Source organism: Streptomyces sp. NPDC127068, from assembly GCF_042724695.1.
GTDB lineage: Bacteria > Actinomycetota > Actinomycetes > Streptomycetales > Streptomycetaceae > Streptomyces.
Genome location: NZ_JBHXEN010000020.1, coordinates 91,749 through 116,850, shown reverse-complemented (window position 1 = coordinate 116,850; position 25,102 = coordinate 91,749). Strand labels below are relative to the sequence as shown.

General features: G+C 72.6%; 23 protein-coding genes. 9 read left to right on the top strand and 14 right to left on the bottom strand.

The features are described 5' to 3' along the window. Positions 1 to 3 precede the first annotated feature (3 nt). Positions 4 to 999, top strand: a complete 996-nt coding sequence (locus tag ACFWIA_RS15290) for a GlxA family transcriptional regulator (protein ID WP_387004427.1) — start codon at positions 4 to 6, stop codon at positions 997 to 999. On the opposite strand, the gene ACFWIA_RS15285 is transcribed toward ACFWIA_RS15290, so the two are convergent. After that, positions 996 to 2,042 carry a GlxA family transcriptional regulator gene (locus ACFWIA_RS15285; protein WP_387004426.1) on the bottom strand — a complete coding sequence of 349 codons (1,047 nt, stop codon included), beginning with the start codon at positions 2,040 to 2,042 and terminating at the stop codon, positions 996 to 998. The genes ACFWIA_RS15290 and ACFWIA_RS15285 overlap by 4 nt on opposite strands. A 71-nt stretch (positions 2,043 to 2,113) precedes the next feature. On the opposite strand from ACFWIA_RS15285, the gene ACFWIA_RS15280 reads away from it, so the two are divergent. Beyond that, the gene (locus ACFWIA_RS15280) at positions 2,114 to 3,445 is read left to right on the top strand and encodes an MFS transporter (protein ID WP_387004423.1); all 1,332 of its coding nucleotides are present in this window, start codon (positions 2,114 to 2,116) and stop codon (positions 3,443 to 3,445) included. A gap of 72 nt (positions 3,446 to 3,517) precedes the next feature. Here ACFWIA_RS15280 and ACFWIA_RS15275 read toward each other — a convergent pair whose 3' ends face one another. Then, positions 3,518 to 4,963: an FG-GAP and VCBS repeat-containing protein gene (locus ACFWIA_RS15275; protein WP_387004420.1), complete on the bottom strand. Its 1,446-nt coding sequence runs from the start codon at positions 4,961 to 4,963 to the stop codon at positions 3,518 to 3,520. Positions 4,964 to 5,281: 318 nt separating this feature from the next. Between ACFWIA_RS15275 and ACFWIA_RS15270 the strand changes: the two genes are divergently transcribed. Next, on the top strand, positions 5,282 to 5,890 hold the full coding sequence (locus tag ACFWIA_RS15270) for a hypothetical protein (protein ID WP_387004417.1): 609 nt from the start codon (positions 5,282 to 5,284) through the stop codon (positions 5,888 to 5,890). A gap of 23 nt (positions 5,891 to 5,913) precedes the next feature. Here the strand turns inward: ACFWIA_RS15270 and fabV are convergent, their stop codons facing one another. The 4 genes from fabV to ACFWIA_RS15250 form a co-directional block, all read right to left on the bottom strand. Then, complete coding sequence (gene fabV / locus ACFWIA_RS15265) at positions 5,914 to 7,137, bottom strand: enoyl-[acyl-carrier-protein] reductase FabV (RefSeq protein WP_387004414.1); 1,224 nt, start codon at positions 7,135 to 7,137, stop codon at positions 5,914 to 5,916. A gap of 234 nt (positions 7,138 to 7,371) precedes the next feature. Next, complete coding sequence (gene tpg, locus ACFWIA_RS15260; protein WP_387004411.1) at positions 7,372 to 7,929, bottom strand: telomere-protecting terminal protein Tpg; 558 nt, start codon at positions 7,927 to 7,929, stop codon at positions 7,372 to 7,374. 10 nt (positions 7,930 to 7,939) lie between these two features. Then, entirely contained in the window at positions 7,940 to 10,114 is a 2,175-nt protein-coding gene (gene tap / locus ACFWIA_RS15255) for a telomere-associated protein Tap (protein WP_387004408.1), read from the bottom strand. A 132-nt stretch (positions 10,115 to 10,246) separates the two neighbouring features. Beyond that, positions 10,247 to 11,134 carry a phosphotransferase enzyme family protein gene (locus tag ACFWIA_RS15250; RefSeq protein WP_387004405.1) on the bottom strand — a complete coding sequence of 296 codons (888 nt, stop codon included), beginning with the start codon at positions 11,132 to 11,134 and terminating at the stop codon, positions 10,247 to 10,249. Between the two features lie 228 nt (positions 11,135 to 11,362). On the opposite strand from ACFWIA_RS15250, the gene ACFWIA_RS15245 reads away from it, so the two are divergent. Then, a complete protein-coding gene (locus tag ACFWIA_RS15245) occupies positions 11,363 to 12,124 on the top strand; it encodes a metallophosphoesterase family protein (RefSeq protein ID WP_387004402.1) in 762 nt (253 codons plus the stop codon). A gap of 27 nt (positions 12,125 to 12,151) precedes the next feature. Here the strand turns inward: ACFWIA_RS15245 and ACFWIA_RS15240 are convergent, their stop codons facing one another. The 3 genes from ACFWIA_RS15240 to ACFWIA_RS15230 form a co-directional block, all read right to left on the bottom strand. Beyond that, positions 12,152 to 13,039 carry a DUF4190 domain-containing protein gene (locus ACFWIA_RS15240; protein WP_387004400.1) on the bottom strand — a complete coding sequence of 296 codons (888 nt, stop codon included), beginning with the start codon at positions 13,037 to 13,039 and terminating at the stop codon, positions 12,152 to 12,154. A 190-nt stretch (positions 13,040 to 13,229) separates the two neighbouring features. Continuing rightward, the gene (locus ACFWIA_RS15235) at positions 13,230 to 13,706 is read right to left on the bottom strand and encodes a response regulator transcription factor (protein WP_387004449.1); all 477 of its coding nucleotides are present in this window, start codon (positions 13,704 to 13,706) and stop codon (positions 13,230 to 13,232) included. Positions 13,707 to 13,812: 106 nt separating this feature from the next. After that, a complete protein-coding gene (locus ACFWIA_RS15230) occupies positions 13,813 to 14,460 on the bottom strand; it encodes a sensor histidine kinase (protein WP_387004397.1) in 648 nt (215 codons plus the stop codon). On the opposite strand from ACFWIA_RS15230, the gene ACFWIA_RS15225 reads away from it, so the two are divergent. Next, positions 14,447 to 14,578 (top strand): hypothetical protein, encoded by a 132-nt coding sequence (locus tag ACFWIA_RS15225; protein ID WP_387004395.1) that lies wholly within the window; start codon positions 14,447 to 14,449, stop codon positions 14,576 to 14,578. The genes ACFWIA_RS15230 and ACFWIA_RS15225 overlap by 14 nt on opposite strands. 77 nt (positions 14,579 to 14,655) lie before the next feature. On the opposite strand, the gene ACFWIA_RS15220 is transcribed toward ACFWIA_RS15225, so the two are convergent. Continuing rightward, the gene (locus tag ACFWIA_RS15220; protein WP_387004393.1) at positions 14,656 to 15,393 is read right to left on the bottom strand and encodes an NAD(P)-dependent oxidoreductase; all 738 of its coding nucleotides are present in this window, start codon (positions 15,391 to 15,393) and stop codon (positions 14,656 to 14,658) included. A gap of 94 nt (positions 15,394 to 15,487) precedes the next feature. On the opposite strand from ACFWIA_RS15220, the gene ACFWIA_RS15215 reads away from it, so the two are divergent. Continuing rightward, the gene (locus ACFWIA_RS15215; RefSeq protein WP_387004390.1) at positions 15,488 to 16,171 is read left to right on the top strand and encodes a TetR/AcrR family transcriptional regulator; all 684 of its coding nucleotides are present in this window, start codon (positions 15,488 to 15,490) and stop codon (positions 16,169 to 16,171) included. A 5-nt stretch (positions 16,172 to 16,176) separates the two neighbouring features. Here the strand turns inward: ACFWIA_RS15215 and ACFWIA_RS15210 are convergent, their stop codons facing one another. The 3 genes from ACFWIA_RS15210 to sigJ all read right to left on the bottom strand — a co-directional run bounded on the left by ACFWIA_RS15210 (position 16,177) and on the right by sigJ (position 20,159). After that, positions 16,177 to 17,799, bottom strand: a complete 1,623-nt coding sequence (locus tag ACFWIA_RS15210; protein WP_387004388.1) for an ABC-F family ATP-binding cassette domain-containing protein — start codon at positions 17,797 to 17,799, stop codon at positions 16,177 to 16,179. Positions 17,800 to 18,061: 262 nt separating this feature from the next. Beyond that, positions 18,062 to 19,216: an NAD(P)/FAD-dependent oxidoreductase gene (locus ACFWIA_RS15205; RefSeq protein ID WP_387004385.1), complete on the bottom strand. Its 1,155-nt coding sequence runs from the start codon at positions 19,214 to 19,216 to the stop codon at positions 18,062 to 18,064. Positions 19,217 to 19,286: 70 nt separating this feature from the next. Then, a complete protein-coding gene (sigJ, locus tag ACFWIA_RS15200) occupies positions 19,287 to 20,159 on the bottom strand; it encodes an RNA polymerase sigma factor SigJ (RefSeq protein ID WP_387004382.1) in 873 nt (290 codons plus the stop codon). Between the two features lie 256 nt (positions 20,160 to 20,415). Here sigJ and ACFWIA_RS15195 point away from each other — a divergent pair, with 256 nt between their 5' ends. The 3 genes from ACFWIA_RS15195 to ACFWIA_RS15185 all read left to right on the top strand — a co-directional run bounded on the left by ACFWIA_RS15195 (position 20,416) and on the right by ACFWIA_RS15185 (position 24,345). Next, complete coding sequence (locus ACFWIA_RS15195; RefSeq protein WP_387004380.1) at positions 20,416 to 22,659, top strand: MMPL family transporter; 2,244 nt, start codon at positions 20,416 to 20,418, stop codon at positions 22,657 to 22,659. 195 nt (positions 22,660 to 22,854) lie between these two features. After that, positions 22,855 to 23,229, top strand: coding sequence for a hypothetical protein (locus tag ACFWIA_RS15190; protein ID WP_387004377.1), 375 nt, complete (start codon positions 22,855 to 22,857; stop codon positions 23,227 to 23,229). A 156-nt stretch (positions 23,230 to 23,385) separates the two neighbouring features. Further along, complete coding sequence (locus ACFWIA_RS15185; protein ID WP_387004374.1) at positions 23,386 to 24,345, top strand: threonine/serine dehydratase; 960 nt, start codon at positions 23,386 to 23,388, stop codon at positions 24,343 to 24,345. Positions 24,346 to 24,369: 24 nt separating this feature from the next. Here ACFWIA_RS15185 and ACFWIA_RS15180 read toward each other — a convergent pair whose 3' ends face one another. Then, positions 24,370 to 25,014, bottom strand: coding sequence for a dihydrofolate reductase family protein (locus ACFWIA_RS15180; protein WP_387004372.1), 645 nt, complete (start codon positions 25,012 to 25,014; stop codon positions 24,370 to 24,372). Between the last annotated feature and the right edge of the window lie 88 nt (positions 25,015 to 25,102).

Below are 25,102 nucleotides of genomic sequence, written 5' to 3'. Positions count from 1 at the left end.
GCCATGACGGAGACGAAGGCACATCAGGTGGTGGTGCTGGTGCGTCCCGGGCTGCTGCCGATGGAACTCGGGATCGTGCACCGGCTCTTCGGGACGGCGACCGGGCCCGACGGCCGGTCGCTGTACTCGGTGGTGACCTGTGCGACCGCGCCGGGAGAAGTGGCCACCGACACCGACTTCAGCATCAACGTCCCGCACGGCCCGGCGGCCCTGGAGACGGCGGACACCGTCGTCGTGCCGGCGGCCGTCGAGGACTACGGGCCGCAGACCAGGGGTCACCTCGATCCCGCGGTACGGGCGGCCCTGGAAGGCGTTCCCGCACACGCGCGCATCGCCTCGATCTGCACCGGCTCGTTCGTGCTGGCCGCGGCCGGCCGGCTGGCCGGGCTCCGGGCCACGACGCACTGGAAGTCGTGCGCCCAACTGGCGGCGCTGTACCCGGAGGTGGAGGTCGATCCCGATGTCCTGTACACCGACGACCGGGGTGTGCTGACCTCGGCCGGGGTCGCGGCCGGCATCGACCTGTGTCTCCACATGATCCGCAGCGATCACGGGGCCGAGGTGGCCAACACCGTCGCCCGCGGCACGGTCGTGCCGCCCCACCGGGAGGGCGGCCAAGCGCAGTACGTCGACCGGCCGGTCCAGCAGGAGGACGACTCCGCCACGGCCCCCGCCCGGAGCTACGCCCTCCAGCGGCTGGACGAGCCGCTCACCCTGGACGAGTTGGCGCGGCACGCGGCGATGAGCGTGCGCACCCTCAACCGCCGCTTCCGGCAGGAGACGGGTGTCACGCCGATGCAGTGGCTCGGCCGGCAACGGCTCGACTACGCACGCCGGTTGTTGGAACGCACCGACGAACCGGTCGACCGCATCGCCGCCCGCGCCGGTTTCGGCACCGGAACGGCGATGCGGCAACACTTCCGGGAAGCCCTCGGCGTGTCACCGCGCGCGTACCGCACCACCTTCCGCGGCACACCCCGGCGGGAGACGCCGACCTAGACCGCTGGTGCCCGTCCCGGAGCGAACGCCCCGGGAGCCGGAGTGCGGCGGCCCTCACCGGCCTCGTCCACCCGGAAGGCGCGCCGGTAGGCGGCGGGCGTGGTGCGCAGGGCCTCGTGGAAGCGCCGGCGCAGGTTGACGGCCGAGGAGAGGCCGACCCGGTGCGCGATGGTCTCCACCGGCAGGTCGGTCTCCTCCAGCAGCGCCCGGGTGGCGGCGATCCGCCGGGCCAACAGCCAGCGTCCGGGGCTGATGCCCAACTGCTCGGTGAAGCGCCGGGTCAGCGTACGCGTCGAGACCCGGGAACGGACCGCCATCTCGGCGACGCTGATCGGCTGGTCCAGTCGCTCGGCCAGCCAGTCGAGGAGCGGTGCCAGCGAGTCGGCGACCGGCCCGGACGCGGGCAGTTCGGCGTACTGCAACTGGCAGCCCTCGCGGTGCGGCGGCATCACCATCTGCCGGGCGATCCGCAAGGCGTACGCGGCGCCCTGGTCGGCGCTCACCAGGTGGAGGCAGAGGTCCGCGCCGGCCGCCGATCCTGCACTGGTGGCGACGTCGCCGTGGTCCACGTAGAGCACGGCGGGGTCGACCCGGACCTGCGGGAACCGGACGGCCAAGTCGTCGGCCAGCGCCCAGTGGGTGGCGGCCCGCCGACCGTCCAGCAGCCCGGCGGCGGCGAGCACGAAGGCACCCGAGCAGATGCCGACGACCCGCGCGCCGCGCCGGTGCGCCCGGCGGACCGCCGCGACCACCGCCGGCGGCACCTCGGTACCGGACACCGACTGCCAGCCGGGGACCAACACCGTGTCCGCGCCCTCCAGTGCGTCCAGCCCCGCCGTGACCAGCAGGTCGTAGCCGGCCCGGGTGCGCACCGGTCCGGGGTGTTCGGTGCAGACCTCGAACGCGTAGCGGGCGGGGACCGTCGGGCCGTGGTCGGCGAACACCTCGGCCGCGCAGGCCAGGAGGAAGGTCGACTGCGGGGGGTGCAGCAGGGCCACCACCCGGTGCAGCGCCGGGGGCTCCGGCAGCGAACGAAGCGTCATGGCGGGAAAGTACCCCATCGTGTCGTCTCGGACACTGGGGTGCCCGACGGGGCCGAACCAGTATCGGTGGGGTGACCACCTTGCACGCACGAACGCCCCAGACGCCCCGGACCGATCCGCCGACCGCCCTGCCGCCCACCCGACTTCCTTTGTGGGACCGGCGCTTCACGCTCTTCTTCACCGCCCGCACGGTCTCGCTGTTCGGCGACGCGATGATGCCGGTGGCCACCGCGCTCGCCGTCGGTGCGCTGTACGGGATCTCCGGGGTCGGCTTCGTCCTCGGCACCTGGACCGGGACGTTCGTCGTCCTGGTCCTGTTCGGCGGGGTGTTCGCCGACCGGTTCGGCGCCCGCCGGATGATGGTCGGCGCGGACCTCGTCCGCGTGCTCACCCAGGGGGTGTTGGCAGCCGCGTTCTTCGTCGGGACGCCGCCGTTCTGGCTGCTGATGACCATGGCGGCACTGGCCGGTGCGGCCGTCGCGATGTTCCTGCCGGGGACGAACGGCATGGTGCCCCTGGTCGCCGGTGAACCGCAGCGGGCCAACGCCACGCTGAAGGTGGCCGACGCGCTGGCCCACCTGCTCGGCCCGGCCTGCGCGGGGCTCCTGATCGCGCTGACCAATGCCGGCACTGTGTACGCGATCGACGCCGGCACCTTCGCGCTCAGCGCCCTGTGCCTGGCGCTCATCCGGCTCGCCCCGGCCGTCGCGTCCGCGGACGCCCCGACCGACGCCGCTGCCCGCACCGGCAGTTCGCTCCGTCGCGACCTGCGCCAGGGCTGGCAGGAGTTCCGCGCCCGCACCTGGATGTGGGCCGTGATCCTGATCTGGGTGGTCTACGGGGTGCTGCTCTTCGGCCCGCTGGTGCCGCTCAGCTCGGCGCTGGTCGGTGACCGGCTCGGCCCGAACGCGTACGGGCTGGCCGTCTCCTTCCTCGGCGCCGGAACGGTGCTCGGCGGCCTGTTGGCCATGCGGCTCAGACCGGCCCGGCCGCTGGCAGCCGGCACGGTGGCGATGGCGCTGTACACCGTGTTGCCGCTCTGCGTGGCGTTCGGCACCGCGCTGCCGGTGCTCCTGGCGGGCCACGCGCTCGGCGGCGGCGCCCTGGCGTTCTGGTCGGTGATGTGGGCGACCAGCGTGCAGACGCACACCCCGCCCGCGGTGCTCAACCGGGTCTCCGCGTACGAGTTGGCCGGTTCGGTGTCCGGCATCGCGCTCGGCCAGATACTGGCCGGACCGGCCCTCGCCCTCGCTTCCCCGCAGCACTTGCTGCTGGTGTCGGCGGGCGCCGGCCTGGCGGGCGCCGCGGCGCTGTTCGCGGTCCCGGCGATCCGCACGCTGCGCCGCGCCGTGCCACCGGGCGGCGGCGAGCCGGGGGCACCGGGCGGGCCGCCCGGGCAGTGAGCGCACCCGCAGCCGGCGCGGACCGCCCCGGACGGCCCCGACCAGTGGCGGGGGCCGTCCGGGACGTTCGGCTCAGTCGGCGATGTTGTTGCCGAGGTGGGGGGAGCCGGCCGTGGAGATGCCGACGCTGGTGACGTAGATGCCGGCGGGAGCGGTCAGCGTGCGGTCGGCGTGGGAGCGCAGGGCGAACACCGCGCCGTTTCCGCCGTCCTCGCCCGGCGCTCCGACGAGTACGTCGCCGCGGCCGTCCGCGTTCAGGTCGTCCACGTGGACGTCCCCGCCGAACGCGTCGCCCGTCTCGTCGTGGTTGGGGACACCTGCCGTGTTCTGGCTGAAGGTGCGGGCGCCCGCCGTGCTGATGCCCGAGCCGCCCGCCGCGCCGTACAGGACGGTGATCGTGCCCTGGTCCTTGCCGCCCGGCAGGTCCTCGCCCGGGGCGCCGATGACCAGGTCGAGCCGCTTGTCCCCGTTGACGTCACCGAGGTCCACCTCGATGCCGAAGGCGTCCTGCTTCTCGCTGCTGCCGGGTATCCCGTTGGTGTTCTGGGTGAACGACTGCCGCTGCCCGTGCGCCGGTCCCGAGCGGGTGCCCTTGGCGATCAGCACCCGGCCGCCCAGTGCGGACCCGGGGATGCCGCTGTCCCACTGGATGCCGAGGACGACGTCCTGGATGCCGTCGTTGTCGGTGTCGCCGACGTCGGTGATGATCCCCGCCGGAAGCTTCTGGGCGCCGGAGGTGGTGACGCCGCGCGCCGAACCGGGCAGCCAGTAGTTGGCGTTGTACCCGTCGGGCTCGGCGTACCCGTTGACGATCAGGTCCTCGCGGCCGTCGCCGTTGGCGTCGCCGGAGTGCAGGTTGATGACCCCGTTGCCCCCGCCGTCGTAGATCGCCGGGGTGACGGTGTAGCGGCCGGCGGGCTTGGCCGCGCGGTTGAAGCCGCCGCGCAGGACGTCGACGGTGGCGGAGTCGCGGGAGCCGATCGCCAGGTCCACCTTGCCGTCGCCGTTGAAGTCGGCCGCTTCCAGGGACCGGCCGAAGCGGTCGTGCTTGGTGGGGCGCGGGTCGGCGACGGTCGAGCCGCCCTTGAGGCCCGAGGCGGAACCCCACAGGATGACGACGGTGCCGCCGTCCTTGTCGCTGCCCAGGTCCTCGCCGAGGGCACCGACGGCGAGGTCGTCGTAACCGTCGTTGTCGAAGTCGCCGTACGCGAGGTCGCCGCCGAAACGGTCCTCCTTCTCGGCGCTGCCGGGGACACCGCGGGTGTTCTGGCTGATCGCGACCCGACCGGCGCCCGGGGAACCGCCGTAGACGATGACGACCTGCCCCGCGGCCTTGTGGCCCGCGACGGTGGCGGCGCTGGAGGAGACGGCGACGTCGGCGTAACCGTCCGCGTTGAAGTCCACGTCCGAGGCGGCGAGGGGTGCGGCGGCGGCCGGACCGGCCGTGAAGGTGAGCAACCCGCCCGTCAGCGCGGCCGTGACGGCCGTCGCGAGGGCGAGTCTGGTGCGCTGGTGCATACGGAGGTCTCCTGCAGTGGGGGACGCCTTCCCGGGCGTCCTGGCCGTACGGCGTCAAGAGGACCCCCGACGAGACATGAGGGTTGTAGGGAAAAGCGAAAAAAGAGGAAAAGGCGTGAGAGTTCAAGAACTGGCGCCCGCACACCGGTGTCCGCACGGCGGAGGTCAGGGCGGCGGCCGATCGCGCACCTGACCGGTCGCGCGGGCCGCCGCCTCCACGGCCGGAACCGCGCTTCGGCTGCGACGTGACCGGGCGGCGGGCGAAGATGAGGGAATGACGATCTTTCAGAGGACCGTCTTTCGGAGGGGGAAGGGAAGATGAGCCAGCAGGAACAGTGGGGGCAGTGGCGGCGCCAGTGCCGCTCGGGAGAGACGATCCGCAGGGTGCGTGCCTGGTACCGGCGCGTGGAGTGCCCCGTCTGCCGTTCGGCCGACGGTCGCGCCTGCCGCTCCCCTGCCGGCTATCCCACCGAACACCACCGCGCCAGACGGGACGCGGCCGGGCCGCCGCCGTACGAGGAGTGGACGCAGCAGGGGCTGATCCCGGAAGACCGGCTCGTTCCCGCGCCCGCCGTCCTCGACGCCAGCCGCACGGCCCGGAACGAGTTCGGGATAGACGAGTCCCTCGGCGATGCCGTGGCGGTCGTCCGCCACATCCTGGCCGACCGGCTCGGCCTCGCCCTGGGCGACGACACCACGCTCGATCGGCTCGACGAGGTGGTGCGTGCTCTCGTCCTGGCGCGCGGCCCCGAAGGGAGTGCGGACGTGATCACCGTTCTCGCCTCCCAGGTGGCCACGTTGACCCTCGGCCTCGCGGGGCCCGACGGCGACCCCGAGGGGCTGTTCGCCGCCTCGATCCGCTCGCAGGTCGACCTGGCACGTCGACAGCAACGGACCGAGCGGAGTCCGTACACCCGGGAGACGTGACCGGTGCCGGGGTCGATCCCGGGTCAGTGCGTGTCGTCGGGCCAGGGGACGTCGGTGGCGACCGGCGCGGTGTAGTCGACGCCCGGCACGGAGAATCCGTACAGCCGTTGGACTTCGGCGCGGAACCACGCGAGGTCGGCCAGGTCGGCGATGGTGTCCGTGGTCGCGGCCGCCCAGCGTTCGGCGACGGCCGTCTGCACCTCTTCCGCGAGTTCCCAGCGGTCCAGGCGGACCCGTCCCTCCTCGTCCAGAGCGAGCGGAGCGGCACCGGTGAGCTGGTCCCACAGGGCGGCGAGTTGGTGGACCGGCGGCACCGTGTCCGCTCCCAGGACGCCGCGCAGCAGGCCGGTGTACAGTGCGATGCCGGGGATGGCGGTGGAGGACTGGGTGACGGCGGCGCCGTTGACGGAGGTCACGGCCCTCCCGCCCACGGTCTTGGCGAGCCGCTCGTTCAGGGTGCGGGCGGTGGCCTCCAGGTGGGCCTTGGCGGCGCCGATGGTGCCCTGCCGGTAGATCGCCGCCGTCAGCGGCGATCCGATGTACGACAGCGCGGCGGTGGTGAAGCCGTCGCCGAGCAGGCCCCGACCGTCCAGGTGGTCGATCCACCGCTCCCAGTCCGCGCCGCCCATCACGGCGACGGTCTGCTCGACGTCATCGCCCTCGGCCGGCCCGGTCTCGACCTCCCGGACCTCGGGTACGCCCTGGTCGTCGAAGAGCAGCGTCTTGGTGCGGTTCGCCCGGCCGATCGGCTTGAGGACGGACGCGTAGGTGGTGCCGGTGTCGGGGTCGGTGCGTCGGGGCGCGGCCACCGAGTAGATCAGGTGGTCCAGCCTGCCGCCGAACCGCCGCTCGACGAGGTCGGCGACCTGGTCCTTGATCGCGTCGGAGAACGCGTCGCCGTTGAGGAAGACCAGGTCCCGCCCGAGGCCCCGGGCGAGGCCCGCGGTCGCGGCGGTGCGGTACCAGCCGGCCGTGGCGGTGCGCCGTGCCGTGGGGGCCTTCTCGAAGGACACCAGGACGCCGCGGATGCCGGCACGCTTGAGCCCGGCGAGGGTGGCCGCCAGGCCGTATCCGGCCGAGGAGCCGACGATCAGGGCCACCGGCCCCTCGTCACCCTCGGGAACACCGGCGGGGTCGGGGGCGGGACACGCCTGCCACATGTCGGCGACCGACTGCCCGCAGCCCGCCGGGTGGGAGTCGAGGAAGAGGAAGCCCCGGTTGCGCGGGGTGAGGACACGCTCGCTCACGATGGTCGCCCTTGGTTCGGCGGGGACAGGGACACGGGCGGCCGAGCCGGGCCGCCGCGTCCCGCCAGTCTGCGACAGGTCGGACCCGGGTCGCGGACCCGCCGGGGACAACGATCACGAGCCGATCTTGGCGTGTTCCACCACTTCGGCGGCACGTCGTCGTACCGGGTCACGCGTCCTGGTCCAGGGGCCGGCGGGTGCGTCGCAGCACCCCGACCGTCGACTTCCGGGCTCCTACAGGTCGAACTCCACGTGCTCGACGTCGGTGAAGCGGACCTCCTCCAGGCTTCCGGCACGGCGGCCGTGGTCCTGGAAGTACACGTCCCTGAGGGCTTCGGCGGCGATCCCCCGCAACTCCTGGTCGCTGGCGCCGTGCGCCTGGGCGTCGAAGAGACGGGCGGCGTACTGCGGAGGCAGGGCGACGGTCAGGTGCCGCATCCGGTCCTGGTCGGTCGAGCCGATGGGCGCGGTGTAGCCGAGTCGAGCCCGGGTGTCGATGACGATGCCGCTGGTGCGGGCCGCCCTCTCGCGCGCCTTCGCGCGGATCTGCGGCTGCCACCGGGCGCGCACCTCGCGTTCCAGACGCGCGGCGAGTTCCTTGCGGGGGGTCTTGATCTGGTCCTTCACGTACCGTTCCACGGTGCGCTGGGACACGCTCAGCAGCCGGGCGACGGCCTTGGTGCCCTTGAGCTGCTTGACCAGGTACCGCACTTGCGTGCCCGCGCTCTTCGGGATCGGGCGGGTGAACGCCTTCTGCACGGCCTGCTCCAGGCCGTCCCCGAACATGCTCATCGCGGTCTACCTACTCTCCGTTGTCCTGGTCGGTGACGGTGCCGTCCTTGATGTACCGGGCGAGGTTGAGCTCCGGCGCGCCGAACTGCTCGCGCACGCCCTCACCCCACAAGGTGCTCTGCGTGCCCTCGTGTTTGACCAGGCCGGGATTGACTCCGAGCTTGAATCCCCCCGGCAGCGGCTTGCCGTCCCGGTACGGGAGGAAGTCCAGCGGACCCTCACCGTTGACCGCGTACACCACGCAGTCGGACAGCACCGCGATCGGGTACTGCCCGGTGAACGCCGCATGCTTGACGATCTTCCGATGGAGGTTGACCCGGGTGCGGGAGATCACGGCCGCGCGGATGTCCGGCCGCCAGGTGGGGCGGGACAGGGCCCGCCACGGCTGACCGGGTCGCCAACCCTCGCCCCGGGGCCGCTCGCGGAGCTTCCCCAGTCCGCCCTTCACCGTCGCCTTGACCGCGGACACCACGATCGCCAGCTCCGGGTCACGGTCGCGGTAGCCCTCCATCGCCGCCAGGAACTCCTCCGGCGCGAGGTCGGCGCGCACCCCGAGGTCCGCCATCGTGGCGAGGTAGGCGTCCCGCAGCCGGTTGTACCAGGCGTCCAGGTAGCGACCGTTCTCGTGCCGCACCCACGCCTGGGACGGACGCACCTCGTACCCGAGTTCCACCGCGTAGGCGACGGTCGGAGTCGCGTACCAGGACGGCCCCTCCGGGTGTTCGCCCTTCGCCGTGAACGGGCTGGGCAGCAGGGCGCCGTCCAGTTGCGCCCACTGTTTGCCGACCTTCACGCGGGACAGGTCGACGTGTGACAGGTCCACCAGCCAGCTTCCCGGGAGCTTCGGGTCGAAGGTCGGCTCCTCGACGTGCGTGGGCGCGCCGAGGCCGACGGTCAGCCCGTTCGCTCCTGCCGCGAAGGCCATGTTCACGTCGATGCCGACGAGGTTGCGGTGCAGGCACTCGTCGTCGGTGAGCGGGCGCGCCCAGTCGTACGCCTCCTCGAACAGCTTCTCCCCGGAACCGCGGACGTGGAAGCGGGGCAGGTCCGCCAGCAGCGGGTGCCCGTCGGGGGCTTCGCAGGGCGCCGGGTCGACCGGTTCCCTCCCGAGCGAGCCGGGGTTGTGCTCGGAGTGCCGTGTGCCGTTCTCATCGGGGGCCGAGGCACGGGTCGGCGGGTGCAGGGCGGTCATCAGCTCCAGGCCCGTGACGGCGGTGGAGCCGCGTGGAGTCACCACCCGAGCCGCGTACACGCCCAGGAGCCGGGCCAGTTCCGCCGGCGGCAACTGACCGGCCCGCCCCCAGTGTCGGGGGTCGAGCGCCTGCCACGAGGGGATGCACAACTGAACGCACGCGCGCTCCGAACCCTGGGCGGCACGGTAGATCCGCGCCCACGGCCCGAACCCGCGCTTCGTCAGCTTCCAATCCGCGCGCGCCAGCTGCTTGAGGACCTTGTGCCCCTCCGGGAGGCGTCCGGTCAGCCGCTCGTCCTCGGTGAGGGCGGTGGGGAGGCCGTAGCGCTCCAATGCGGCCGTGGTGAGCACGAGCAGCGGGTCGGCGTCCTTGCCCGGCCCCGACAGCCTCGGTTGGCCGAGCCCCGCCTCGCGAAGCGTCCAGTCCACCAGACCGGCCACCGACTTCGCCGGTACGTCCAGGACCAGGCCGCCCACGCAGTACGCCAGCACCTGGCCGTCGTCGACGTCGACGACGGCGAGCGGCCCGTTCTCGAACTTCGGGGGCGTCTGCGGGGTGCCGGGCGCGGGCGGTGTGGCCGGCGCGGGCTCCTCCGTCGGCGGACGCCGCGACGGGGGTGGGGTCGCCGTCGGGGGCGCGGGAGGAGGGGTCCTGGTGCTCCCGTGGTCGGCCGTCACCGCGGCTTCGGGGACCGGGTCCGCGGGCAGGGACCGTGGCTGCGGTGGCGGGACGGGCGCGGTCTCGGACGGGGGTGCGGGATAGAGCCCGGCGAGTCCTTCGAGCAGACGCGCGTAGGCGTCACGCTCCGGGGGCCGCGGCTCGGTCTTGCCGGACTCCCAGCCGCTGACCGTGGCCCTGCGCACCTTCAGGGCCTGCGCGATCTCATCGACCGTCAGCCCGTGGGCGCGTCGCAGTCGTCGGCGCTCCTCGGGCGGGGGGAGTGCGGCCCGGGACGCGAGAAGTGCGTCGACCGCGTCGAACAATTCAGACATGGACTACCTACCTCCCGACGGCACCCTATCCCTTGAGATCCCTTGAGCGGACACATGGCGTACGTTCGGCGTACGCGAGGCGGAGGGGTTCCGTTCGGCGGGCCCTGCACATGATCGGTCGCAGGAAGGCCGTCACGTCGCCTTCGGCGAGTTCTCCGGACCGTCCAGTCTCCCGGCGACCGTGTCGAGTGTCGGCCAAGGAGGACCTCGGCGCAGCGAGCGCAGCAACTCCTCTCCGAATCGCCTCCCGTTCGGAAGCCGGTCGCCACGTTCCCCGCGCCAAGCCGCGACCATCGCGAGCACGAGCTGCCGGCACTCGTCCAGCAGCCCTTGGTCGACGTGCGGATAGTGCGCGCCGACCGCCTCGGGGACGTGGGCGAGATCGAACTCGACGGGTCCACGGCAGCACGTCTCCAGGTCGATGAACAACGGGCCGTTCTTCGTGGCGACCACATTGCCGGGATGCGGCTCGCCGTGGAGCAGCTGCTCGGCGGCGCCGCGGACCTCGATCGCCCGTCGCAGGCTGGCCAGTCTGCTGCGGAGGAACGCGCGGTCCGCGTCGGCGAGCGCCGGCGAGAGATGCGGGTCGGCGACGACCTCTTCGGCCTCCGTGATGCGATCCGTGAACCGTGGGCTCGGCACGTCGGCCTCGCGCATGCGGGCGTGCAGTTGCTCCAGCGCCTCGGCGTAGTCGACCGGTGAGGTGTGAGGCGTCACGGGTTCGTAGTAGGTCCACAGCGTCACGGCGAAGCCGTCGCGCGTGTGCACCAACGGGTTCACCCGGGGTTCCAAGCGCCCCGTCGGGCATCCGACCCGGGCGAGCCGTTGGGCGAGCTCGACTTCGAACGGTGCTGCCCCGTGCTCCACAGGGGCGACCCGGGCAAGGACGTCGCACGGCGTCAGCCGCAGCGCCAGCCGGTTCGAGTGGTGGAGGACGATCGCGTCGTGGGCCGGCAGGTCGAGCGATGCGGCGATCGAAGTCGCGGCCGCGATCGCGCGCGGGATGTCGATGGTCTCCACCCGCGAATCCTGGCATGGATGAGGGAGGAGCGAGGGGCAGTATCCCGCCCTGGCTCAGGCACCGACCGGTGCGGCTCGGCACACCGTCAGGGGCCGTCGTTCGCCCTTCGCTGAGCGTCGCTCGCCCTGCGTGGAGACAGGTCGACGCATCGGAAACGGCCGTCACCTGCACTACGCGTCCGGCGAACACCCTCGCTCCTCGGCGGCCTTCCCCGCACAGTGGCCACCATGCTGAACCGAGTCGCCGTCCTGTCCGACGTCCACGGAGTCCTCCCGGCCCTGGAGGCCGTCCTGGCCGAACCCGACGTCAGCTCCGCCGAACGCCTCGTGGTCACCGGTGACGTCGCGGCCGGACCGCAGCCCGCCCGGGTCCTGGACCTGTTGCTCGGCCTCGGCGAGCGCGTCGTCTGGGTCAGCGGCAACGCCGACCGCGAGCTGCTGGAGTGTCGGCGGGGAGGAGGCGGCGCCGTCCCCGATCCGATCGCCCCCTGGGCGGCCGAGCAGCTCCGGGAGGACCACCTCGACCTCCTCGCCTCGCTGCCGGCATCGGTGTCGCTGTCGGTGCGCGGTCTGGGGAAGGTGCTGTTCTGCCATGCGACTCCCCGTGACGACGAGGAGGTCGTCCTGGTCGACTCCCGCCTGGACCGCTGGGCGGAGGTCTTCGACGGCCTCGACAGCGACGTCCGCACCGTGGTCTGCGGCCACACCCACATGCCGTTCGTCCGCCTCGCCCACGGCCGGCTGGTGATCAACCCCGGTAGCGTCGGCATGCCCTACGGCCGGGCCGGAGCGCACTGGGCCCTGCTGGGCCCCGGCGTGGAACTGCGCGTCACCGACTTCGACGTCGACGCGGCCGTCGTCCGGGTCTGCCGGGACTCGTCCTATCCCGAGGTCGGAGCGTGGGCGGACTACTTCCTGCGGGCCCGCGCGACCGATGCGGACGCCCTCGCGGCCTTCGGTCCGCGGGACGGCCGCGACCATGCTCCCTGAGGCCCGGCCCCTGGCGGCACCAGCAGATCAGTTGGGGCCGGACCAGTACGCATCCGCCCAACGCTCCAGGTCGGGGCTGAACTGGACCTCGACCTCGTCGGACGCGTCGGGGGGCAGCGAGTAGGCGTACTTGCCGACGGCCTGCTTGCCGGGGAGGACATGACCGGTGATGATCTTCTGACGTCCGCTTCCGTCGATCACCAGCTCCGCGGAGACGCCGTCGGCGTCCATGACGGTGGGCAGCCCCGTCTCGACCGAGACCCGCTCCGGGCCGGTGTTGACGACGGTGACCGTCACCTCGATCGCCTCGTTGCCCTTCGCATGGCCCTCCACGTAGGCATCGGGGACGAACGGCTTCGGCTTGGCGACCGTGACCTTCAGACCGTCCCCGAATGTGTAGGTCTCCCCGAACGACAACCGCCTGGCCCGCTCCTCCTCACGTTCCTTGCGCCGCTCCCGTTCCTGGGCCGCTTCCTCCGCGGCCGTCGACGCCTCCGCGGCCACGGCCTCCTCACGGGCGTCGTCGGTGACCTCGTTCAGCGTCGTCACGGTGAGCACCCCGCCGCCGACGGAGATCAGCAGACCGACCACGCCCAGGATCACACCGGCCAGCGCCATCGCCCGGTTGGTGGCCAGCCCCTTGCGGGCGCGGCCCAGTCCGATGCAGCCGAACACGAGGGCCAGCAGGGCGGGCAGCCAGGACATCCAGAAGAGGATGACGACCAGGCCCAGGAGCACGCCGACCACGCCGAGCACCAGGGCCGCGATGCCCATGGCGTTGCGCGGCGGCGGAGGCGCCATCGGGTACGCCCAGTGCGGCGCGGACGGCCCCCACGGTCCGGAGCCCCACGGACCCCCGGCAGTCGGTTCCTGGCCCTTGGGGTTCTGGTCGCCGGGTGGCGCGGGCATGGTCATGCGAAGTCCTTCGGACAGGGTGGATTAGGCGGATCGATGACCCTACCAGCCGATTTTACGGTTTCCTTACACTGGCTACGGAATCGGAAGCCGGCGGCCCCGGAGCGCCGTGGACTTCGCCGGCGGCGGACGCACGGCGGGCCGCGCGCTGTCGTCGGCCGGGCAGCCGGGGTGGGGGGAGCCGGCCGGTTCAGAGCACGTCGCGGGCGACGAGGGCGGCCTGGACCCGGTTCGTCACGCCGAGTTCCGTGAGGATGCGACTGACGTGGGCCTTCACCGTCGACTCGCGCAGCTGCAACAGGCCGGCGATCTCCGCATTGGTCAGCCCCTCCGCCACGAGGTCCAGCACTTGGCGCTCCCGGGCCGTCAAGCGGGCGACGGCCCTGCGGGCGGCCCGGGTGCGTGCGGTGTCGGGACGGTGGAAACGGCTGATGACGGTACGGGTGACCGTCGGCGAAAGCAGGGCGCCGGTCGCTGCGATGCCGCCCATCACCGGCACGCGGATATCGACCAGGGCCACGTCCGTACGGGTCCGCCGGGCGAGTTCCACCGCCGCGCGTCCGTCAGGGGCCTCGCCGACGAGTTCGAGTCCGTCGTCGGTCCTGAGGAGGTCACTCAGACCGGCCCGGACGAACGGGTCGTCGTCGGCGATGAGGACCCTGATCAGTGGGCCGACTCCCATGCGGCCCCCTTCCTGGTGCCGCCCGCCGGGCGGGCGACGAGCGGCAGCCGCGCCCGGAGCAGGAACCGGCCGTCATCCGTGCGGCCGGCCGTCAACGCACCGTCCAGGGCGGTGACCCGTTCGGCGACGCCGATGAGACCGTAGCCGCCGTGACCGTCCGGTGCCGGTCCGCCGTCAGCTCCACGGGTTGCGAGGGGGCGTGCTCGCGGGCATTGGTCAGGGCCTCCTGGACGATGCGGTGCACGGCCAGCCGTACCGCCACCGGCACCCCGGTCAGCGCATCGACCCGGGACCGCACCGGGGTGCCGGCCGCCCTCGCCTCCTCGATCAGGCCCGGGAGGTCGTCCCCGGTCGGTGTCAGCGGCGGCGGGCTCTCGCGATCACGGAGTGCTCCGAGCAGGTCGCGTGGATCGTCCAGCGCGCCGGCACCGACGTCGCGGAGCAGGGCGAGCCGTTCGCGCACCGGCTCCGGCACCTCGTCCGCGCGCCGCTGGAGCACCCCGGTGTGCGGCACGAGCAGGCTGAGGCGGTGGGCCAGGACGTCGTGCATCTCCCGGGCGATGCGGGCCCGTTCGGACAGGCGTACCCGCTCGTCGCGGAGTCTCGCCAGCGCCTCCGCCTCGTCGAGCCGGCCGGCCAGGTGCCGGGCCAGTTCGCGATGGCGGCCCGCGGGCGTCTCGGACGCGGAGTGGGCGCGCTTGAAGGCGGAGAAGGCGGCGCGGAGCGTGGACGCGTTCAAACGGATGGCGCTGCCGGAGGAGATCGCCACCGCGGCCCTCGGCATGGCCTCCGCCGACTTCGGCTTCCAGACGGGCTCCACCCATCTCGTGGACGGCGGCCAACTGGCCGGCATGTGACCCGTCCGGTCTGTGGACGTCCCGGTGGGGCGGGGCCCGGCGCTGCCGCTACGGGGGGGGCGGCAGCGCACGGTTCGTCAGGGGCGGTCTCCGGGCAGCCGTCCCCGCGCACCCGCCCCGGGGCCGTGGGCGAGGGCGCTCGGGGTGCAGCGGCCGACGATCGCCGGGGCCTCCTGGACGAGCGCGTCGTCGGTGAGCGCCGCCACCATGAACAGCGCGAAGTCCACCCGGCGCGTGAGGTTGCTCGCCAGTACGGGATCGCCCACCCGCCGGCTCCACACGGGCAGGCCCTGACTCTCGCCCTCCTCCAAGGTGCTGCCGCGCACCACGGTCCACCGGGTGTCACTGGCGAACACCCGGCGACACGCCTCCACTTGGTCGTCGATCTCGACGGCGCGGACCAGCTTGCCCAGGAGGGCGGCGACCCGGACGGCTGCCGTGAACGTCCGCGAGTACGTGTCCTTGCCGTCGCGGGTGATGTGCCAGCCGCAGGAGAAGACCAGACGGGCGTCCGGCCGGGCGTGGTCGAGCACCGCCTGCGCCGTGCCCGATGCGTACTGCTGCACGCCCCAGGGCACCAGGACCGTCAGCACCCCGTCGCACCCGGCGACCGCCCGCCGGATCACTTCCGGGTCGTTCGTGGGTCCGGGGACGACGGTCATCCGTCCTGCGAACCCGGCCAGCTTCGGCACGCTGCGTTCCCGGCAGACGCCCACCACCTCGTAGCCGCGCTCCAGCGCGTGTCGGACCAGGTACTGGCCGAGCTTCCCCGACGCCCCGATGATGCAGACCTTCTTCACCCGATCCGTGCCCATGGCGCATCCCCTTCGCCGCAATGTTGACCTTACGTCGTAAGGGAACGTAACCTTATGCCGTAAGGCAGTCAAGGAGTCGGGAAGGGGACGGCAGATGCGCGAGGCGGGCCAGGGCCGGCGCAAGGGGGCGGCACGCACCCCGCTCAGCCGTGACCGCGTGATCCGCACAGCGGTCGCGGTGGCGGACGAGAAGGGCACGGCCGCGCTCACCATGCGGGCCATCGCCCAGCCGCTGGGCGTCGAAGCCATGTCGCTCTACCACCACGTCGCGAGCCGGGACGACATCCTCGACGGCATGGTGGACGCCGTGTTCAGCGAGATCGCCCTACCGCCGCACGACGTGGACTGGAAGAGCGCCATGCGGCTGCGCGCGCACTCCGTACGCACCGTGCTCCGGAGCCATCCGTGGGCCGTCGGCCTGCTGGACTCCCGCGCCCGGCCCGGCCCGGCGACCCTGCGCCACCACGACGCCGTCATCGGGACGCTGCGCGCGGGGGGCTTCTCCGTCGCGATGGCCGCGCACGCCTTCTCGCTGATCGACAGCTACCTGTACGGCTTCGTGATGCAGGAGCTGAGCCTGCCGTTCAACGGGGCGGCGGAGCTGGAGGACGTCGCGGGCGCCATCCTCCGCGACATGCCCGCCGACGCCTACCCCCACCTCACCGAACTCGCCATCGAACACGCCCTCAAGCCCGGCTACGACTACGCCGACGAGTTCGCCTTCGGCCTCGCCCTGATCCTCGACGCCCTGCACCCGGACGAGGACGCCCGCGCGTAGGGCGGTCAGCCCACCTCCAGACGCGGCCAGTCGGCGAGGTCCCGCAGTAGTTGGCGGTCGTGCGTGGCGACGACGACGGCGGCGCTCGTTGCGCGGATCGCGTCGGTCAGTTCGTCGACCAGCGCCGACGACAGATGGTTGGTCGGCTCGTCGAGCAGCACCAGTCCGGGCCGCCCGGCCAGCGCCAGCGCCAGATCGAGGCGCCGCTGCTGCCCCTGCGACATCCGCCCGACCGGAGTGCGAGCGGCCTCGGCGTCCAGCAGCCCGAGCCCGCCGAGCGGCAGGGCGTCGGCGTCCCGCAGCACACCGCGGGCCACCCACCGTCCCACCTGGTCGGCGTACACCTCACGGGCCGTGAGTCGGGGGTCCTGCGCGGCGGTCTCCTGGGTGACCCGGACGATCCGCGCCCCCTGCGCCACCACGACGTGCCCGGCCGTGGGTTCGAGCGAACCGGCCAGCACCGCGAGCAGCGTGGACTTCCCGGCACCGTTCGGTCCGGTGACGAGCAGCCGGTCACCGCCGTCGAGGGTGAGGTCGACCGGACCGGCCAGCCGCCCGGCGACGGTGACACCGTGGGCCCGCACCTGTGGCGCACCCGGACGGATGCCGAAGTCGGGCCACCGCAGGGTCGGTGGCGGCTCCGGCACGTCGATCCGGTGCGCCTCCAGGGCTTCCTGCTGCCGGTTCAGGGCCTGGACGACGCCCGGTGCACGGGACTGCCGCTGGTGCTTCCCCGTTCCCTTGTCCGGTCGCCAGCCGGTGGAGAGCCGGTCCCGGGCCTGCGAGACCGCGCCCTGGAGTCGACGGTGCTCGGTCTGCTGCTCCGCGTGGTCCTGTTCCCAGCGTTCCCGCTCGCGGCGCCTGCCGTCCTGCCAGGAGTCGTAACTCCCGGTGTACCGGCGGGGCTTCCCGTCGCGGGTCGGATCGAGGTCGAGGAACCGGTTCGCGACGTCGCGCAGCAGCGCCCGGTCGTGGCTGACGACGGCGAGCCCGCCGTGGTGCTCGCGCAGGCTGCGGGTCAGGAAGTCCAGCCCGGCGGCATCGAGGTGGTTGGTCGGTTCGTCGAGCAGCAGCACGTCGTGTCGGGCACCGAGCAGGCACGCCAGCCTGACCCGGTAGCGCTGTCCGACCGACATCGTCGTCAGGGGACGGTCGCGGTCGGTGGGGGCGCCCAGGGCTTCGAGTGCGACGTCGACGCGGCGTTCGGCGTCCCAGGCGTCGAGCCGGGTGGCGGATTCGAGCGCGGCGGCGTACCGGTCGTCGGCGGCGGGGTCACCGGCGGTCAGGGCGCGTGCCGCCCGGTCCAGCGCGTCGAGGGCGGCCAGCGACGCGGTCAACGCCCGGGCGGTCAGGGTGCCGACGGTCTCGCCGCCGTGCGCGGACAGTTCCTGTCGCGCCAGGCCGATCGTGCCGGCCCGGTGGACGGTGCCCCCGTCGGGTGTGATCAGCCCGGCGAGTACGTGGAGGAGGGTCGTCTTGCCGCGGCCGTTCTCGCCGACGACGGCGGTCCGCGACCGGGCGGACACGGTGAGCGAGACGTCGTTCAGGACGCGTCGGGCGCCGCGGGTGACGGTGACGCCCTCGATGCGGATGTGCGCGCCGGCGCCCGCCTCGACGGGCAGGGACACGGCTTCGTGGGTCGGAGGGGTCGACGTGGTCGGAGGGAGGTTCAACGGTGCTCCGCAGCTCGCAGTGGAGCCGGGCAAGCGGAAGGGCCGCCCGGCGGGAACCGGAACGGCGAGCGCAGATTCAGCAGGGAGAAGGCGCCGCCGTCAGCGGGCGGATCGAACCTTCTGCGACCAGATACCTCGTGCCATGACAGCGATGTTAGCAGCCCGGCCCTCACGACTCAGCAGGCCGTGAGGGGGCCGGGCGGCCCTTGTGCGGGGTTCAGACGGCGGAAGCGGTCTCCTCGTCGGGGAGGGGGAAGAAGGGGATGTCGAGGTGGACGTGGTCGGCGGCGGCAAGGATCTCCGCGGCGTCGTCGACCGGGGGGTGGATCTGCTCGTTGATCCACTTCTTGACGGTCGCGCCCTCGGCGCCGGAGGCCATCACCCTGCGGTCCCAGCCCCGGGTGAAGACCGCACCGGCGCTCCCCAGGTTCAGGCAGGTGACGTACGGGCCCGGGGTGAAGTCGCGCAGCGGCACGTCGAGCAGATCGGCCGCCGCGTTGTAGCCGGCCACCCTGCCCAGCGGGGTGGCGTGCTGGCACGCCTGCATCACGGTGTGCTCGGAGTCGAAGGCCGCGGCGGCCGTGTCTCCGGCGACGAACACCTCGGGAAGCGCCCGCAGGTGTCGGTCCACCGGCACCCTGCCGAGGTGGTCCAACTCCTCGGAGATCTGCCGGGTGAGCTCACTGGCCCTGATCCCCACGGACCAGACCACGGCGTCCGCCGGGACCCTGGTGCCGTCGGAGAGCACGGCGTAGCCGTCGCCGACCTGCGTCACCGTCGTTCCGAGGCGGCGTTCGACGCCCAACTCGTCCAAGGCCGACTCGATCGTCGGCCGCGGGCCCGGGCCGAGTCGCTCGGCGACCGCCTCCGACCGATCCACCAGCAACACCCGTCCGCGGGCGGCCAGTTCGGTGGCGGCCTCCAGTCCGACGAATCCGGCGCCGACGACCACGACGGAGTGGTCCGCCCGGTCACGCAGATGGTCGGTGAGCCGGCGGGCCCCGTCCAGGGTGTCGATGTCGAAGAGTCGTTCGGCGCCGGGCAGGCCCTGGGGCGGGATGAGCTTGCTGCCCGCCGCGAGCACCAAGCGGTCGTAGGAGATCTCCCGGCCGGCAGCCACCACGACGCGACGGCCGGTGTCGATCGTGCTCACCGAGGCCCGCAGGTGCTCGACGCCGATCGGTTCGAGGATCCGGCTCAGCTCGACCTTGGCCAGGTCCGGCGCCGGTTCGTAGAGCCGCGGCCTCAACACCAGGTGTGCGTTCGGCGCGATGAGCGTGATGCGCAGGTCCGCGTCACCGCGGACCAGCGCCGCCCCCGCCGCGCTCCACACGCCCGCGAAACCGCCTCCGATGATCACTACGTGGGCCATCGTGTCGTCCCTCTCCGCTCCGGCCCCTCCGAGGATTCGGAGGGTTCGACAGGGAGACAAGACAGCGGATTCAGATGTGACCGATGCGGGCCAGCTTCTCGGGGTTGGCCAGTCTCCGGAGCTCCGTGATCCGCCCGTCGGTGATCTCCGCGGTGTCCAGCCAGAGCAGGTGGCCTGCACGGTAGGTCGCCAGGGCCGGGTATCCGTTCACTTCGACGATCCGGATCGCGTCGGGGCGACGGATCTTGACCAGTCTGACCGCCAGCAGGGCGATCGGCCCGGCGCCCAGGACCGGCCTGCGGGCGGCGGCGACCCGACCGCCGCCGTCACCGACGTAGACCGCCCCGGGGTCCAGCAGTGCGACGAGCCCGGCCATGTCCCCCGCTTCGGCAGCCGCTTTGAACGCCCCGAGGACGCGTTCCATTTCGGCTCTGGACGCCCGGGGGCGTTCCTTGACCTGGGCGATCCGTGCCCGGGCACGGGAGGCGAGCTTCCGGCTGGCGGCGGGCGTGCCGCCCAGCACCTCGGCGATCCGGGCGAACGGGAAGTCGAAGACGTCGTGCAGCACCAGCGCCACCCGCTCGGCGGGGGTGAGCCGCTCCATCACGACCAGCATCGCGGTGCCCACCGACTCGTCCACGAGCACCTGGGTGGCGACGTCGGGTCCGGTCAGCAGCGGCTCGGGGAGCCAGGGCCCGACATAGGACTCGCGTCGGACCCGGGCCGACTTCAGCACGTTGTACGAGGTCCGGGCGGCCACGGTCACCAACCAGGCCCGTAGGTCGCGCACTTCGGACAGGTCGGCCGCGGCGGCACGCAACCAGACCTCCTGGGTGACGTCCTCGGCCTCGGCCACGGTGCCCAGGATCCGGTAGGCCGCCCCGAAGACCGCGGGGCGGTGCGATGCCCAGTCGGCGTCCGCCAGCGCACTGGTCGGCTCCACTCTTGCCCCCCTGCCCCGTGCGTGCGTGATCCCGTCCGATTCTAGGTTCCGTCCGGCGGGCCGACGTCCCCGAACGGCCGCTGGAGCCGCGGCCCGTGCTCTCGATGTCACGAACGGGGGACCTCGTTCCGTCGACCTCCTGGAAGCGCCCCGAGGGGAGCACGACCGTGCCCCCTGAACAGGCGCCCCGCTCGACGGGCCCCTGGGCACCGGTCATCCGGTGGGCGGGGGCGGAACACTCCGAGGAGAGACAGACATGCTCCAGTCACTGGCCCGGGCCGTACTACGGCAGCGCAGGCGCTTCCTGCGCGTCGCCCTGTTGCTGTTCGTGGTCGCCGCCGCCGTGGGCGCCACCGCGTTCCCGAGACTTTCGGCCGGCGGCTACGCGGACCCGGGGACCGAGTCGTCCCGGGCGGCGGCGTTCCTGGCCGACCGGTTCGACGTGGGTCAACCCAATCTGGTGCTGCTCGTCGAGGACGAACGGGGGGTGGACGACCCGGCGGTCGCCACCGCCGCCGCACGGGTGACGGAACGTCTGGCCGCGGAACCCGACGTCCACCAGGCGTACTCGTACTGGTCGGCGGGCCGGCCGGCGGCGCTGCGGGCCGCGGACTCCCGAAGTGCCCTGGTCCTGGCCTGGGTCAAGGGGACCGAGGACCACGTCCAGAGGTGGATGTCCGATCGCGGCGGGGCGTACCAGGGCACCGTGGAAGGGGTGGAGATCCGGCAGGGCGGCACCGCGAAGGCGGGCGTCGAGATGACCGACCGGACGATGGCGGACCTGCTCAAGGCCGAGGCACTCGCGATGCCGGTGCTCCTGGTGGTCCTGGTCTTCGTCTTCCGTGGCGTGGTCGCCGCCGCGATGCCGCTGGTGATCGGCGCCCTGACGATGGCGTGCGCCTTCTTCGTGCTGCGCGTACTCACCCTGTTCACCGAAGTGTCGGTCTTCGCGATGAACATCACCACCGGGCTGGGGCTGGGACTCGCCGTCGACTACAGCCTGTTCGTCATCAGCCGGTACCGCGAGGAACGGGCGCGCGGCGCCGATACCGACACGGCCCTGCTCACCAGTGTGCGCACGGCGGGCCGCACCGTGGCGTTCTCCGCGGTGACGGTCGCGTTGGCGCTCGGCGGCCTGCTGGTCTTCCCGTTCTCCTTCCTGCGCTCCTTCGCCTATGCCGGCATTCCCGTGGCGCTGATCGCCGCACTGGCCTCGGTGACCGTGCTGCCGGCGCTGTTGAGGGTCCTCGGTCCGCGCATCGACAGCCTCCGGGTGCCCGGACGGTCCGGGCCCCGGAAGGAGGAGAACTTCTGGCACCGTACGGCCACGGCGGTGATGCGCTTCCCGTTGCCCGTCGGTCTAGCCGCCGTCGCCCTGCTCCTGCTGCTCGGGGCGCCGTTCCTGCACCTCAAGCTGAGCCTGGCCGACGAACGCGTGCTGCCGTCGACCGCCAGTTCCTTCCAGGTCGGTGAGGTCATGCGCAACGGGTACGCCTCCCAGGAGAACCACGCCGCGCTGGTGGTGCTGCGCGAGGTGGGCGACCCCGCGGGGGCCGTGGGCGAGGTCGGCGCCTACGCGCAGCGGCTGTCCCGGCTGGACGGCGTGGCACGGGTCGACACCTATGCGGGCGGCTATGCGCACGGCGAACGCCGCACTCCCCCGGGTGCCGCCTCGGCCGCTTTCGTCGCGGAGCGGTCCGCCTATCTGAAGGTGGTCCCGAAGGAGCCCGAGACGGACGACGCGGGGCGGGCGCTGGTGCACGAGATCCGCACCGCGCAGGCGCCGTTCCCCGTCCAGGTCACCGGTCCCGGCGCGGTCCTGGAGGACTCGTTGCACTCCTTGACGTCGAAGATGCCCTGGGCCCTGGCCGTCATCGGCGGCAGCACACTGGTCCTGCTGTTCCTGCTGACGGGGAGCGTGCTGCTGCCGATCAAGGCGCTGGTGCTGAACCTGCTCAGTCTGAGTGCCACCTTCGGCGTTCTGGTGTGGGGCTTCCAGGACGGTCGTCTGGACGGCTTCATCGGCAGCTTCACGGTGACCGGCACGATCACGTGGAGCGTCCCGATGCTGCTGTTCTGCGTCGCCTTCGGGCTCTCGATGGACTACGAGGTGTTCCTGCTCTCCCGCATCAAGGAGGAGTACGAGCGAACGGGTGACCCCGTCGGGTCAGTGGCCCGGGGGTTGGGCCGCACCGGCAGTCTGGTGTCGGCCGCGGCGCTGCTCGTCGCCATCGTCTTCGCCGGCTTCATGACCTCGGGCATCACCTATCTCAAGGCCATCGGCCTGGGGCTGGCGCTCGCCGTGCTCATGGACGCCACGGTAGTGCGGGGGTTGTTGGTACCCGCGTTCATGCGGCCGGCGGGCGGCGCCAACTGGTGGGCGCCGGGGCCGCTGCGGCGGTTGCACGGGCGGATCGGTCTGCGCGAGTCCGATGCGCCGAAGCCGGCGCCCGGGCACCGGGCCCACCCGGATGCGGTGGTCCCCCGCAGCCGCACCTGAGCCGCCCGGGCCGGTCGCTGCTCGCCGGCCGGTGATGACGGTCCAGGGGCACTGCGGGATGTCCACCCCGGCGGGGAGGTGAACAACCGTCCCGCGGATCAGGGATCCGGGTGACCTGCCCGGCACCGGGGGTTCGGCGGGGGCGCCCGGTGCCAAGCTCTCGGTGACGCATCGCACGATCAGGGGGATGGAGCCATGGGACGAACGACCCGAGCGCTACTGACGGCCGTCACCGCGACGAGCACCGTGCTGCTCACGGCGGCACCGGCCTCGGCCGGCGAGCAGACCGTGCAGGTCAACGGTCAGACCCGCGGGTACGGAGGCGCGGGCAGCGACGGTCTACGGGTGTACGCCTGTGACACCTTCAGCGACAACTGGGGCGTACGGACCCACTACACGTTCAAGAGCAGCTCCGGGAACCTGGTGACGGCGACGATCGCCGACGCCAACGGGGTCACCACCGGGTGCGGGGAGCAGAGCACCAGCGCCAGCGCACCGGTGCTCACCTATCGGGTCTGTGCGGGCGCGGCCGGAGCGGACACCGGCTGCACCGCGTGGTCCCGACCCTGAAGGGAGCGTCTGCGCTGCTCAGCGCGTCGGGGGCGCCCTCGATCGCCGCTGGGCGGTGCTACGGTCCGTAGGTCTCTGCGGGAGACTCGCGCGAGCCCGCCGGCCGGGTCGCCCCCTTCCGTCGCCCGCCGGGGACCCGCACAGAAGGGCACAGCCGTGATCGACATCTCGGACATCGAAGAGGCGTCCCGCCGCATCGCAGGGCAGGTCCTGCGCACCCCGACCGTGGCCGCCCCGGGCCTGTCCGCGCTGCTCGGCGTTCCGGTCACCGCCAAGCTGGAGCTGTTGCAGCGCACCGGCTCCTTCAAGGCGCGGGGAGCGGCGGCGAAGCTGCTGGCGTTGGACGAGGCGGACCGCGCCGCCGGGGTGGTCGCGGTGAGCGGCGGCAACCACGGGATCGCCGTCGCGGTCATGGCCGAGGTGCTGGACGTGAAGGCGACCGTGGTCATGCCGCGGTCGGCACCCGCACGCGCCGTGGAGATCGCCGAAGCCGCGGGGGCCACGGTGCGGCTGGCCGACACCATGGACGCCGCGTTCGCGCTCATGACCCGCTTGCAGGGCGAGGGGCTCACCCTGGTCCATCCGTTCGACGATCCGGTGGTGGTGGCGGGCCAGGGCACGGTCGGTCTGGAGTTCGCGGAGGACGCCGGTGAGCTGACCGACGTCCTCGTCAGCGTCGGGGGTGGCGCTCTGGTCTCCGGTGTCGCGGTGGCGTTGCGCGCCCGGCGGCCCCAGGTGCGGATCTGGGGCGTGGAGACGGACGGCGCCCGGTCCATGTCCGCGGCGCTGGCCGCGGGCGGCCCCGTGCCCGTCGCGTTGTCCTCGATCGTCTCCACGCTGAGCGCGCCCGCCGTTTCGCAGCTCACCTACGACCATGTGTCCGCCCTGGTCACCGACGTAGTCGTGGTGTCGGACGCCGAGGCGGTGCAGGGCACCCTCGATCTCGCGAACCATGCGAAGGTCTGGACGGAGCCGGCCGCGGGCTGCCTCCTTCCGGCGGCCCGGCAGGTGCTGGACCGCGTCGGCGACGGGGCGAAGCTGGGGCTGGTGCTCTGCGGCGGCAACGCGACCACCACGGACGTCATGTCCTGGGCGGACCGCTTCCACCTGCGGTGACGCAGGGGCCACCCCGAGTGGTGGTCATCTGCGCCAGAACAGGTGGTGCGTCACCCCGCTCGGGCTGGGCACGACCTCCAGGTGGAACCGGTCGAGCAGTTCGTCGGGGGACTCCCACAGGCGTACTCCCGACCCGAGCTCCACCGGTGAGACGACCACGTGCAGGGTGTCCACGAGGTCGGCGTCGAGGAACTGCCGGATGATGGTCGCCCCGCCGCCGAGTCGGACGTCCTTGCCCTGCGCCGCTTCCCGGGCCTGGTCGAGGACCGTGGCGGGGTCGCCGCCGACGAAGTGGAACGTGGTGTCGGAGAGCGTGAACGAAGGGCGCTCGTGGTGGGTCATGACGTACACCGGAGTGTGGAACGGGGGCTCGTCACCCCACCAGCCCTGCCACGCGTGGTCCTGCCAGGGGCCGCGCTGGGGACCGAACTTGTTGCGGCCCATGATCTCGGCGCCGATGTTGCGGGCGAAGTCACGGGTGAAGTAGTCGTCGAGGCCCCGGCTGCCCCCGGGGTCGGTGCGCATGGGCCAGCTCGCCGTGGCACCGGCCCAGGCGAACAGCCGCCCGGGATCGACATGGCCGAAGGGGCGTTCGAGGCTCTGGTCCTCACCGGCGCCGATCCCGTCGCTCGACACGTTGAAGTTCTGCACTCTGAGTAGCTGGGGCACGTTCTTGCTCGCCTTCCTCTGGTGCGGGTGTTGACGAGGGTGAGACCGTCCGGGCCGGGAAAACTCATCGCCGGGTCCGCGACCGATC

Bases quoted from the DNA above. Each gene is read 5' to 3' on its own strand.
- ACFWIA_RS15270 (WP_387004417.1), top strand. From the start codon at position 5,282: ATGAGCCAGCAGGAACAGTGGGGGCAGTGGCGGCGCCAGTGCCGCTCG.
- ACFWIA_RS15245 (WP_387004402.1), top strand. From the start codon at position 11,363: ATGCTGAACCGAGTCGCCGTCCTGTCCGACGTCCACGGAGTCCTCCCG.
- tpg (WP_387004411.1), bottom strand. From the start codon at position 7,929: ATGAGCATGTTCGGGGACGGCCTGGAGCAGGCCGTGCAGAAGGCGTTC.
- ACFWIA_RS15275 (WP_387004420.1), bottom strand. From the start codon at position 4,963: ATGCACCAGCGCACCAGACTCGCCCTCGCGACGGCCGTCACGGCCGCG.
- tap (WP_387004408.1), bottom strand. From the start codon at position 10,114: ATGTCTGAATTGTTCGACGCGGTCGACGCACTTCTCGCGTCCCGGGCC.
- ACFWIA_RS15285 (WP_387004426.1), bottom strand. From the start codon at position 2,042: ATGACGCTTCGTTCGCTGCCGGAGCCCCCGGCGCTGCACCGGGTGGTG.
- ACFWIA_RS15205 (WP_387004385.1), bottom strand. From the start codon at position 19,216: ATGGCCCACGTAGTGATCATCGGAGGCGGTTTCGCGGGCGTGTGGAGC.
- ACFWIA_RS15220 (WP_387004393.1), bottom strand. From the start codon at position 15,393: ATGGGCACGGATCGGGTGAAGAAGGTCTGCATCATCGGGGCGTCGGGG.
- ACFWIA_RS15195 (WP_387004380.1), top strand. From the start codon at position 20,416: ATGCTCCAGTCACTGGCCCGGGCCGTACTACGGCAGCGCAGGCGCTTC.
- ACFWIA_RS15190 (WP_387004377.1), top strand. From the start codon at position 22,855: ATGGGACGAACGACCCGAGCGCTACTGACGGCCGTCACCGCGACGAGC.
- ACFWIA_RS15215 (WP_387004390.1), top strand. From the start codon at position 15,488: ATGCGCGAGGCGGGCCAGGGCCGGCGCAAGGGGGCGGCACGCACCCCG.
- ACFWIA_RS15240 (WP_387004400.1), bottom strand. From the start codon at position 13,039: ATGACCATGCCCGCGCCACCCGGCGACCAGAACCCCAAGGGCCAGGAA.
- ACFWIA_RS15290 (WP_387004427.1), top strand. From the start codon at position 4: ATGACGGAGACGAAGGCACATCAGGTGGTGGTGCTGGTGCGTCCCGGG.